General features: G+C 30.8%; 10 protein-coding genes. 8 read left to right on the forward strand and 2 right to left on the reverse strand.

Annotated features, from left to right (window positions below; genetic code table 11):
- The 7 genes from lnt to pnp all read left to right on the forward strand — a co-directional run bounded on the left by lnt (position 1) and on the right by pnp (position 9,342).
- Positions 1-1,548, forward strand: coding sequence for an apolipoprotein N-acyltransferase (lnt, locus tag ACTT9U_RS02730; RefSeq protein ID WP_440931660.1), 1,548 nt, complete (start codon positions 1-3; stop codon positions 1,546-1,548).
- A complete protein-coding gene (metK, locus tag ACTT9U_RS02735; protein WP_440931661.1) occupies positions 1,541-2,710 on the forward strand; it encodes a methionine adenosyltransferase in 1,170 nt (389 codons plus the stop codon). Before lnt ends, metK begins: the two co-directional genes overlap by 8 nt.
- 98 nt (positions 2,711-2,808) lie before the next feature.
- Positions 2,809-4,362, forward strand: a complete 1,554-nt coding sequence (gene nusA / locus ACTT9U_RS02740) for a transcription termination factor NusA (protein WP_440931662.1) — start codon at positions 2,809-2,811, stop codon at positions 4,360-4,362.
- Positions 4,363-4,371: 9 nt separating this feature from the next.
- On the forward strand, positions 4,372-6,594 hold the full coding sequence (gene infB / locus ACTT9U_RS02745) for a translation initiation factor IF-2 (protein WP_440931663.1): 2,223 nt from the start codon (positions 4,372-4,374) through the stop codon (positions 6,592-6,594).
- Complete coding sequence (gene rbfA, locus ACTT9U_RS02750) at positions 6,594-6,962, forward strand: 30S ribosome-binding factor RbfA (protein ID WP_440931664.1); 369 nt, start codon at positions 6,594-6,596, stop codon at positions 6,960-6,962. The genes infB and rbfA overlap by 1 nt, the downstream gene beginning before the upstream one ends.
- Positions 6,963-6,969: 7 nt before the next feature.
- The gene (gene rpsO / locus ACTT9U_RS02755; protein ID WP_014953896.1) at positions 6,970-7,218 is read left to right on the forward strand and encodes a 30S ribosomal protein S15; all 249 of its coding nucleotides are present in this window, start codon (positions 6,970-6,972) and stop codon (positions 7,216-7,218) included.
- 51 nt (positions 7,219-7,269) lie between these two features.
- Positions 7,270-9,342: a polyribonucleotide nucleotidyltransferase gene (gene pnp / locus ACTT9U_RS02760; protein ID WP_440931665.1), complete on the forward strand. Its 2,073-nt coding sequence runs from the start codon at positions 7,270-7,272 to the stop codon at positions 9,340-9,342.
- Between the two features lie 129 nt (positions 9,343-9,471).
- Here the strand turns inward: pnp and ACTT9U_RS02765 are convergent, their stop codons facing one another.
- On the reverse strand, positions 9,472-10,395 hold the full coding sequence (locus ACTT9U_RS02765; protein ID WP_440931666.1) for an SHOCT domain-containing protein: 924 nt from the start codon (positions 10,393-10,395) through the stop codon (positions 9,472-9,474).
- A gap of 209 nt (positions 10,396-10,604) precedes the next feature.
- Between ACTT9U_RS02765 and ACTT9U_RS02770 the strand changes: the two genes are divergently transcribed.
- Positions 10,605-11,426 carry a phytanoyl-CoA dioxygenase family protein gene (locus ACTT9U_RS02770; RefSeq protein WP_440931667.1) on the forward strand — a complete coding sequence of 274 codons (822 nt, stop codon included), beginning with the start codon at positions 10,605-10,607 and terminating at the stop codon, positions 11,424-11,426.
- 1 nt (position 11,427) lies between these two features.
- Here ACTT9U_RS02770 and ACTT9U_RS02775 read toward each other — a convergent pair whose 3' ends face one another.
- Positions 11,428-12,063 (reverse strand): hypothetical protein, encoded by a 636-nt coding sequence (locus ACTT9U_RS02775; protein WP_440931668.1) that lies wholly within the window; start codon positions 12,061-12,063, stop codon positions 11,428-11,430.
- Between the last annotated feature and the right edge of the window lie 23 nt (positions 12,064-12,086).

Here is a 12,086-nt window from a genome sequence, read left to right on the forward strand (position 1 = left end):
TTGAAAAAAAAATCTTTAGCAAAATTATTTTTTTTATTTATTTTGGGTGTCATTTCTTCTTTTAGTTTGCCACCATATAATTTTTTTATAATAAATTTTTTTACTTTTAGTATTTTTTTTAGTTTTTTATTTAAAGAATTAGAGAATGAGACTAATTATAAAAAATTCTTTCTTTATGGTTGGATTTTTGGCTTTGGATTTTTTTCAACAAATCTATATTGGATTACGATATCGTTAACATTTGAAGATCAATTTATATTCTTGATACCGTTTGCATTAATTATAATTCCATCTTTTTTGGCAATATTTTATGGGTTAATCACTATTACTTTTAAATTTTTAAGACCTAAAAATTTAATCAGTGCCTTTTTTCTCTTCACATTACTTTTTGGATTGGTTGAATTTATAAGAGGAACTATTTTTACAGGTTTTCCGTGGAATTTAATTGTTTATAGTTTCTCTGATAAAATAACTTTTTTAAGCGTTTTATCTTTAATTGGAACTTATTCATTAAACTTAATTGTTTTAAGTTTTTTTACAGCTCCTGCCTTGTTTGTATTGAGAAATTCAAAGAAAGAGATTGGTATTTGTCTATTCTTATTTCTTTTACCCATTTTTTTTTTGATTTATGGAAATAATCAAAAAAAAATATTTGTTAATAAAGATCTAAGGGAGATGCCTCATACTATTAGGGTATTAGGATCAAATATAAGTTTAGATAGATTTTATTATAATGTAGACCCTGAAAAAGTAATTATAGAGCTAATAAATCTTAGCGCACCAGACTTCAGTAAAAAAATAATTTTTTTATGGCCAGAAGGTATTATTCCAAACTCATACACTAACACAATGTCATTATATAAAGATATATTTACAAATAAGTTTAATGAAAATCATATTATAGCTCTTGGAATTACAAATAGAGAGTTAAATAATGATAATTATGAGTTTTTTAATTCATTATCTATATTCGATAATAACTTAAACTTGTTAAGTAATTACAACAAGGTCAATCTAGTTCCTTTTGGAGAATTTTTACCTTTTGAGAAAACTTTAAACAAGCTGGGTTTAGAAACAATAACAAATAATTTTGGGTCGTTTTCAAAAGGGCAAAATAGAGAGATAATTGATTTAAAACAAAACTCAAATTTTAATATAAATTTCTTACCACTTATATGTTATGAGATGATTTATACTGGCAATCTTTCAAAAAAAAAAAATTTTGATATTATTCTCAATATTTCTGAAGATGGATGGTTTGGCAATTCTATTGGACCAAAACAACATTTTAGCCACAGTATCTTTAGAGCAATTGAAAGTGGAAAATATATTTTAAGATCTAGCAACAATGGAATGGCAGCAATAATAAATCCATTAGGAGAAGTTGAAAAAAAGCTAGATTATGGTGTTTCTGGTTATATTGACCTTAATAAGAAAAGAGATTTTAAAACAACCATGTTTTCCACATATGGTAATAAAATTTTTTTCGTTATGATTTTATTGTATATTTTTTTAACGTTTTCATTTAATAGAATGAAAAATGAGTAACTTAAAAAATTATCTTTTCACTAGCGAGTCAGTATCTGAAGGGCATCCCGACAAAGTATCTGATCGAATTTCAGATATGGTAGTTGATACATTTCTGTCAGGTGACCCTTATTCAAGAGTAGCTTGTGAAACTCTGACGACTACTAATAAAGTTGTTCTAGCTGGTGAAGTGCGTGGACCAGAAATTAATAAGGATGAGTTAATTTCAAAGGTAAGAGATTGCATAAAAGATATAGGGTATGATCAAGATGGCTTTACTTGGAAAGACGCTACTAAAATAGAAAGTCATTTACATTCACAATCTACCGATATTGCAATGGGTGTAGATTCATCTGGTAATAAAGATGAGGGAGCTGGTGATCAAGGAATAATGTTTGGTTACGCATGTAATGAAACAGATGTGTTAATGCCAGCACCTATTCATTATTCACATAAAATTTTAAGATTGATGGCAGAAGACCGAAAATCAGGAACATTAAAAAATATTGAACCAGATTCTAAAAGCCAGGTAACTTTTGAATATGTTGACGGTAAGCCAGTTAAAGTAAAATCAGTTGTAATATCTTCTCAACATTCTCCTGATGTAAATCAAAACGATGTAAGAGAACTTCTGAGACCTTATATGTTGAAATCAATACCAAAAGAATTTTTAGAAGGTTTTAATGAGGAAGAATTTTATGTAAATCCGACAGGAAATTTTGTAATTGGTGGGCCTGATGGTGATTGTGGTTTAACTGGTAGAAAGATCATTGTAGATACTTATGGTGGTGCCGCACCACATGGAGGCGGAGCTTTTTCTGGAAAAGATCCTACAAAAGTCGATAGATCAGCTGCGTATGCAGCAAGATATATTGCCAAAAATGTTGTTGGCTCTAAAATTGCAGACAAATGCTTAATTCAATTAGCTTATGCAATAGGAGTTTCTAAACCCTTATCAATTTATGTTGACCTATTTGATAATGATATTGAAAAAAATAAATTTGTTGTAAATAAAATTAATGAAAATTTTGATCTAAGTCCTAGAGGCATTAGAGAAATGCTGGGATTAAATAAGCCAATTTACGAAAAAACTGCTGCCTATGGCCATTTTGGAAGAACACCCGAATCAAATGGAGCTTTTTCATGGGAAAATACAGATAAAACAGACATTTTTTCTAAATAGTTTTTATTGATTAATTAAAATTCTCTAATATATTTCAGCCACATTATTGAATTATCAAAATGGGCGTTAGCCCATTTTTTTTTGGAGCAAACTAAAATATGTTAAATAAAAGAGCAGATAAATTAGAATTACTAAGAATAGCCGAAGCAGTAGCGTTAGAAAAATCTATAGATAAAGAACTTATTATAAGTTCAATGGAAACAGGTATTGCGAAAGCAGCAAAATCTAAATTTGGTCAGGACAATGAGATTAAAGTTGTAATCAACCGAGACAGTGGAGATATAGAACTTTTTAGGAAATTAACAGTTGTAGAAAATCCAGAAAATACGAATACAGAAATAAAATTAGCAGATGCAATAAGTATCAATGAAGAAAATAAATCAAAGACAATTGGAGATGAAATATTACAACCATTACCGTCTTTTGATTTTGGAAGAATAGCTGCTCAAACTGCAAAACAAGTTATAAGTTTCAATGTTAGAGAGGCAGAGAGAGAAAGACAGTACAATGATTTTATCGATAAAAAAGATTCTATTCTTAGTGGAATTGTAAAACGTTTAGAATTTGGAAATGTAATTGTTGATCTTGGAAGAACTGAGGCAATAATTCAAAAAAATGAGATGATACCAAGAGAAAATGTTAAAGCAGGTGATAGAGTAAAAGCATATTGTTATGATGTAAGACGAGAACCAAGAGGTCAACAAATTTTTTTATCACGGGCACATCCTAAATTTATGGAAAAACTTTTTGTTCAAGAAGTTCCAGAAATATATGATGGATTGATCGAAATTAAATCTTCTTCAAGGGACCCAGGAAGTAGAGCAAAAATTTGTGTTAGAGCGGTTGACACATCGTTAGATCCTGTGGGTGCTTGTGTTGGTATGAGAGGATCAAGAGTTCAAGCAGTGGTAAATGAATTGCAAGGAGAGAAAATTGATATAGTTAATTTCTCTGAGGATCCAGCAGTATTGGTTTCAAATGCACTTTCGCCTGCAGAAGTTCAAAGAGTAAATGTGGACTTAGAAAGAAAAAAACTGGATGTAATTCTCAATGAGGAAAATTTGAGTAAAGCTATCGGTCGAAGAGGTCAAAATGTTAGACTTGCAACAAAATTACTTAATTACGAAATTAATATTATGACTGATCAAGAAGACTCTGAAAAAAGACAACAAGAGTTTAAAGAAAAAACAGATAATTTTGTTAAAAACTTAGAACTCGATGAAACACTTGGTCAACTTTTGGTAGCAGAAGGATTCTCTACAATTGATGACATTAAAGATAGTCCATTAGAAAATTTAACTAAGATAGAAGGTATAGAAGAGGATACTGCTAAAGCGCTTATAGAAAGAGCAAAAGAATTTCATGAAAAAGATAAAGCAGAGATTTCTGAAAAAATAAAAGAATTAGGACTTTCTGAAGATCTAAGAAGTTTAAAAGGATTAACACCTGGTATGCTTATGACTCTAGGTGAACAAAAAATTTTAACTTTGGAGGATTTTGCAGATCTTGCATCAGATGAACTTACAGGTGGTTTTGATGTTGTCAAAGGTGAAAGAGTGAAAATTCAAGGTTATTTAGAAGATTTTGCTTTATCAAAAGATGAAGCTGATGAGCTTATAATGTCAGCAAGAAACATAATTTACAAAGATTAGGGATGAGAAATGGAAAAAAAAAAAACCAAACTAACTATTTCAGGAAGTCCCAAAAAATCGTTTAAAAATTTTAGTTCTTCAAAACCTCAGGGAAAAGATTTATCATCCTCTAATAGAGGTTTTAATAAACCAACTGGTAACAACAGCTTTAGAAAGTCTACAGGGTCTGGATTCAAACCCTCAGGTAATAATTTTGGGAAGAGCACAGGTTTTAAACCAAAGTTTCCCGCTAGCTCTCCATCAACATTAAGTGATTTTGAAAAAAGAAAACTTGCTGAGCAAAGAGCAACAAAGAGATTAAAAGGTGAAAATGATAAAGATAAAAAAAGTAAACTTGATACTAATAAAAAAAGAGATACTAAGCTTACAGTTTCAAGGGCTTTAAGTGATGAAATAGAAACAAGAGAAAGAAGTTTAGCTTCTGTTAAAAGAGCAAGACAAAAAGAGCTTAAAAATGCAAATAAAGAAGACGACAAAGAAAATCTAAAACCGATTAAAAGAGATATCAATATTCCAGAAGCTATCACTGTAAGAGAATTAGCAAATAGAATGGCGGAACAATCAAGCAATGTAATTAAATATCTTTTTGGTATGGGTGTTACAGTTACAATAAATCAAACTTTGGCAGCTGATACAGCAGAATTTTTGGTAAAAGAATTTGGGCACAATCCAATTAGAGAAGAAAAAGCAGAGGAGATAATCCAAAAAATAAAAGAATCTCGTACAGAAAATTTAAAAAATAGAGCTCCTATAATTACAGTAATGGGACATGTCGATCATGGAAAAACTTCCGTTTTGGATGTTTTAAGAAGCGCTAATGTTGTTTCAGGAGAATTTGGAGGCATAACCCAACACATTGGAGCTTATCAGATTGAAAATGGAAAAGATAAATTGACATTTATTGATACCCCTGGTCACGCAGCATTCACAGAGATGAGAGCTAGAGGATCTAAGTTAACCGATATTGTAGTTTTAGTAGTAGCAGCAGATGATGGAGTAAAACCACAAACTGTGGAGTCGATAAATCATGCAAAAGCCGCAAATGTTCCTATTGTAGTTGCTATTAACAAGTGTGATCTTCCAGAAGCAGATCCTCAAAAAATCAAAAATCAACTTTTAGAACATGAGTTAATAGCTGAAGATTTATCTGGAGAAACATTGATGGTGGAAATATCAGCTAAGACAAAATTAAATTTAGATAAATTAATTGAAGCTATTTCTCTTCAAGCAGAAATTTTAGATTTAAAAACAGATTTTGAATCAAAAGCTACTGGTGTAGTTTTAGAGTCTAAGATAGACGTAGGTAGAGGACCAGTTGCTACTGTTATTGTAACATCGGGAACTTTAAAAAAAGGTGATTTTTTTGTTAGTGGTTTAAAATGGGGAAAAGTTAGAGCAATTATAAATGATAAAGGAAAAAACATTGATGAGGCACCTCCTTCTACGCCCGTAGAAATTTTAGGGATTAATGGCGCTGCTAAATCTGGTGATGATTTCATTGTTTTAGATTCTGAAAAAGAAGCAAAAACTTTGAGTGAAAATAGAGCTCAAGAGAGTAAAGATGGAAAAAATCCATTATCATTTGCATCTCAAGAATCAGCTTTTTCAGATAAAACAGCTGAGGAATTGAATTTAATTATTAAATCAGATGTACATGGTTCATCTGAGGCAATTAAAAATGCAATAACCCAGATTAAACATGAAGAGGTTAAGCCAAAAATAATTTTAGCTGATATTGGTATGGTAACTGAAACAGATGTAACTTTAGCAAAAGCATCAAATGCAGTTTTAATTGCTTTTAATGTTAAGCCAAGTAAAGAGGCCAAAAAGTTGGCAGAGAATGAAGGAATTAAAATTTCCACGTACAATATTATTTATGAAGTTCTTGACTATATTAAACAAAGAATGTCAGGACTGTTATCTCCAGATGTCCAAGAGACAATAATTGGCACAGCACAGATCTTGGAAATATTTAAAGTTTCAGGAGCAGGTAAAGTAGCTGGTTCCAAAATCACTGAGGGAGAAATTACAAGCACATCAGATGTGAGAGTTATCAGAGATGGTTCTATAATTTATACTGGGAAAATTAGCTCAATTTTTAGAGAAAAAAACCAAGTTAAACAGGTAAGTAATGGCCAAGAATGTGGAATTACTCTAAAAGATTATATGGATTTTCAAAAAAATGATACAATAGAGGCATTTAATGTTACGTCCACAGAAAGATCAATATAATGGCTGACAGAATAGGCAAACCAATATCACAAAGACAACTAAGAGTTGGAGAAATGATAAAACAATCATTGAGCATGATATTTTTAAGAAATGAAGCAAAAGTTCCAAATTTAGAAACAAACACAATAACAGTTACTGAAGTTAGAATGAGTCAAGATCTTAAAATTGCAAAAGCATATGTGCTTCCATTGGGAGGCAAAGATGCTGATGAAGTTATAAATAAACTTAAAGAATATTCTTTTTTGATAAGAAAAATTCTTTCAAAGAAGATTATCATAAAATTTTTACCAAAATTACTTTTTAGAAAAGATGAATCTTTTGAGTATGCGGAAAAAATTGAAAATTTAATTAAACAAACAAATAAATAGGAAAAATATGAGTAAAAAAGCAAGTGAATTAGCAATGCATGAAAAGGACACTGGTTCATCAGAAGTGCAAATAGCATTGTTAACAGAAAAAATTGAAACTCTTTCAAAACATATAAAACAATTTAAGAAAGACAAACATTCTTCAGTTGGTTTATTAAGAGCGGTAAATAGAAGAAAGAAATTGTTAGAATATCTAAAGAAAAATAAATTAGATTCTTACAAAAATGTATTGTCTAAATTGAATTTAAGAAAATAAGATCGAAATAGATAGCACGGAACGAAACGAAAAGAAGGAAACGGAAAAGAAATGTTTAAAGTACACAAGAAAGAAATAGAAGTAGCAGGAAAGAAAATAAGTTTAGAAACAGGAAAAATAGCAAGACAAGCAGACGGAGCAATAATTGCTCAATGTGGAGAAACAGTTGTATTGGCAACGGTTGTAGGTGCTAAAAAGGTTAATCCAGATGTAGATTACTTTCCATTATCAGTGAATTATCAAGAGAAATATTATGCAGCAGGAAAAATACCTGGCGGGTATTTTAAAAGAGAAGCAAGACCAACCGAGAGCGAAACATTAATATCAAGATTGATCGATAGACCAATCAGACCTCTGTTTCCAGATGAATTTAAAAATGAAGTACAGTTATTACCAACTGTAATTTCATATGATAAAGAAAATGAAGCTGATATTTTATCTATTACTGCCTCTTCAGCAGCATTAGCAATTTCTGGTATGCCATTTCTTGGACCGGTTGGAGCATCAAGAGTTGGTTATATAGATGGAAATTATGTATTAAATCCTTCAAAGGAAGAGCTTAAAAAATCTAAGTTAGATTTAGTGGTGGCAGGAACAAAAGATGCCGTTTTAATGGTCGAGTCCGAGGCAAATGGTTTGACTGAAGAAGAGATGTTAAATGCTGTAAAATTTGGCCATGAAGGTTTTGTACCAGTTATAGAGATGATCGAAGATCTTGCTAAAGATTGCAGAAAACCAGAGTGGGTTGTTGAAAAAAAAGATCTTTCAGAAGTTAAAAAAGTATTAGAGGATAGCTTTACAGAAGATCTTAAAAAAGCTTTTGGAACAAGAGATAAGCAAGATAGATCAAATCAGATTTCTGACATAACAGATAAAGCTAAAAAGTTATTTGAAGAAAATGAAAATTATACTGATTTAGATGTTAATTCTGAATTAAAAAACCTTGAGAAAAGAATAGTAAGAACAGATATCTTAAAAAATAAAAATAGAATAGATGGCAGAGGTTTATCTGATGTAAGACCAATATCATGCGAAGTTGGAATTTTACCAAGAACACATGGTTCAGCTCTATTTACAAGAGGAGAAACTCAAGCAATCGTAACAACAACTCTTGGAACATCAGATGATGAGCAAAAAATTGAAAGTTTAGATGGTTTGCAAAAAGAGCGATTTATGCTTCATTATAATTTTCCTCCATTTTCAGTTGGTGAAACTGGCAGAATAGGAACTGGAAGAAGAGAAATTGGACATGGAAAATTAGCATGGAGAGCAATTAATTCATCACTGCCGCCAAAAGAATCTTTTCCTTATACTTTTAGAATAGTATCTGAGATTACAGAGTCCAACGGATCTTCGTCTATGGCTACAGTTTGTGGTACATCATTAGCTTTAATGGATGCAGGTGTTCCAATTAAAGAACCTGTTGCTGGTATTGCCATGGGACTTATTAAAGAAGGTGATGATTTTTCAGTTTTATCCGATATCTTAGGTGATGAAGATCACTTAGGTGATATGGATTTTAAAGTAGCTGGAACAAAAGATGGTATTACTTCTTTACAAATGGATATTAAAATTACTGGTATTACATTTGAGATAATGGACCAAGCTTTAAAACAAGCTAAAGATGGAAGAATTCATATTCTTGGTGAAATGAATAAAGCATTATCAGCTTCAAGAACTGATGTTGGAAAACATACTCCAAAGATGGAAAAAATTACTGTTGATAAAAAAGATATAGCAGCAGTGATTGGTAAAGGTGGAGCAACGATTAGAGAAATTGTTGAAGTTTCAGGAGCTAAAGTTGATATTAATGATGAAGGAGAAGTAACAGTTGCTGCTCCAGATGAAGAGTCTAGAAACAAAGCAATGCAGATGATCAAAGACATTACTGCAAAAGCTGAACTTAATAAAATTTATAGTGGAAAAGTAATGAAGATTATGGAGTTTGGTGCGTTTGTTAATTTCTTAGGAAAACAAGATGGACTTGTCCATATTTCAGAACTTGCAGATAAAAGAGTAGCTAAAGTAACCGATGTTGTTAAAGAAGGCGACGAAGTTAAAGTTAAAGTTATTGGTTTTGATAGAGGAAAAGTTAAACTTTCTATTAAACAAGCTAACTCATAATAATTTCAGGGGTTTGGGGCATCTGGCAACAGAACGCCCCTTCACTATTCCTGATTAGTTAGATCTATCGATCGTTTTAGAAAGTTAATGCAAGTTTGGACGGCCATGTGATGTCTTAATACAGAAAATTTAGTTCAAAATTTTCTTTTTGGCTTTTTCGAATTCTTCCTTGGTGAGAATACCTTCTTTATAAAGTTTATTTAATTCAATTATTTGTTCAGTAATATTTTCTTCATTTTCATTTTTTACGTTATCGAAATCTAAAATGAATTGACTTAAATTAAGTTTATGAGTTTTTTTTGCTTTATTATAATTTTCAAACTCCATATGTCTTTTTGATGAAATTGACATCCATTTATCCATTATCTTTTTATGTTCAGGATAATTTTCTATATTATACTTGTGATACTCCGAATTTTCTTCTCCATAAAATTTATTTTTTGGAGCACCTAAATTTTTTGGATTAATTAAATAAATTACAGAATACCAATTTCCTCCGGAGTGTCTTGAGAAATAGCTATGTGTACTCGTTAAAGAAATTTTTGGAGTAATATATGAATTTTCTCTAACCCAATTTCTATACATACGAGCTACACCTTTTTTTCCTGGATCATCTGGACGATATAATTCTTTTTCGGTATCCCAGTGACTAACTACCATGCAATTGTGAACTCGTCCTTTTTTAAACAATTCTAAGTGGTAGTATTCTGGTTTTTCATAACAACCGTCATATTTATTTTTAAACATGATTTCATTAATTGCTGTGTCAATATGAGAAATATATGTACCACCAAGCAATCCTTCATAAACTTCTATCATTTCAACTATCTCATTATTCTCAGTTTTTATTATGCCTATTATTCTTTGTTTAATTCCCCAGGAACTCATTGTTTGTCTTCTAACAACTTCCCAATTGCCTTCAGAAAGTGGTATTATAAAATGTTTTGAAATTTTTAATTCATTATTTATCTTTTGACCTGTTCTAAAAGAACTAGCATAGACAAATGAATTTAAGAGCAAACTTAAAATTAAAATTCCTAAAACTTTTTTCATAATCCAAGATTAACAAATCTTGAACGATTAGTCCAAAATATAGCTTTCGGCCGACTCAATTTGGAGTCGGCATTTGGTCGGCATTATTTTATGATTAGTCTAATTTTGCGATTGCTAGTTTTTAAAGTTTAAGGATTTTGTGCATAGTTAGGGGCACTTGGCAACAGAACGCCCCTTTCACAAATCAATAAATTTAATAATATATTCAAATGATCAATTTGGAATTAGACCATACGTTAATTAACAACTTTAATCGTGATGGTTTTATTATTTTAGAAAAATTCATAGAAAGAGATTTTATTGAAAATGTAAAAAGAAAATTTGAACCATTATTTAAAGGTAAATTTGAAACTGGAATAGAGCCTGATGAATGGAACTGGAAATTTGACAAAGACCCTGTTGATGTAACCAGACAAATTTGTAATGGTTGGAAGTCTGATAATTTGATTAAAAGTTTTGTTTGTCATGAAATTGTTGGAAAAGCTTGTGCTGAATTAATGAATTGGAACGGTTCAAAATTAATTCAAGACAATGTTTTATGGAAACCTCCAGGAGGAAAAACTCTTGGTTATCATCAAGACGCTGCATATGATGATTGGATTATTCCACAAACTATGATGACTTGTTGGATGTCTTTAGATGATACTACAAAAGAAACAGGTACTCTTGAGTATGTTAAGGGTTCTCATAAATGGGGATTACAACCACCCAAAGGAGAATTTCATTCACCAGAAGATTATAGGGAGCAACTAAAAATATTTGCTGAAAAAAATAACAAAGATTTAGATATTGTTTACGTAGAGGTGCCAGCCGGCGGTGTTGCTTTTCACCATGGATATATGTGGCATGGTTCAGGCATAAACACTTCAGATAAACATAGAAGAGCAATTGTTTCTCATTGTGTCCCCTCTGATGCTAAATTTCATCCAACAAACAATGGTGGTACCGCTAAAACTTATAAGAAATACAAAAAAGAAGATTCTGATAAACTGCCAGATGAGTTTTTTCCTTTACTTTGGAAGAGAGATTGAATTACGATTTTAAAGTACAGTGACTGTCTTTGACAATACAGCCAGCTTTTTCCATTTCATCATCAAATATTCTTGGATGATTTTTTGCATACTTATTGAATAAGTAGTTATGAAAATATGGTCTAAACTTTCCATCATCTGTAAAGGCACCAGATTTGTGACCATCCGAAACAATTGTTTTTATTAACTTGCCATCGTTGCCATATAGAACTGTTTCACCATAACAATTACAAAAATAACTTCTATTTTTAGAAGGTTCTAAATCTACAAAGATTGTAGTTCCTCTTATACCTATAGTTCCTTGAGGAATTTTAACCTTTAACTCATCTTTTTGTTTGCTGAATACCGCATGAACAGATCCTTTAATAACCTCAGTAAGTTTATTTGAAATAAATTTCAGTTTTGTTTCTGGTCTTACGAGATAAAAATCATCTTTGACTTTAATTATTGATTTCTCATTTTTTGTTTCAATAATATTATCATTTAAATCATTAAATCCATTGCTTGCAGATTTTGAGTCTATAAAAAATTCTCCATTAAGAATTTTATTTCCATTATCAGCCAATGCTAATACTGGGTTTAGCCCCCAAGCTATTAATGCTGAACTTACTGTTTTACAAAAATCTCTTCTATTCATATCTAATTTATAAACAAATTTAA

This window comes from Candidatus Pelagibacter sp. (assembly GCF_052049975.1).
Classification (GTDB): Bacteria; Pseudomonadota; Alphaproteobacteria; order Pelagibacterales; family Pelagibacteraceae; genus Pelagibacter.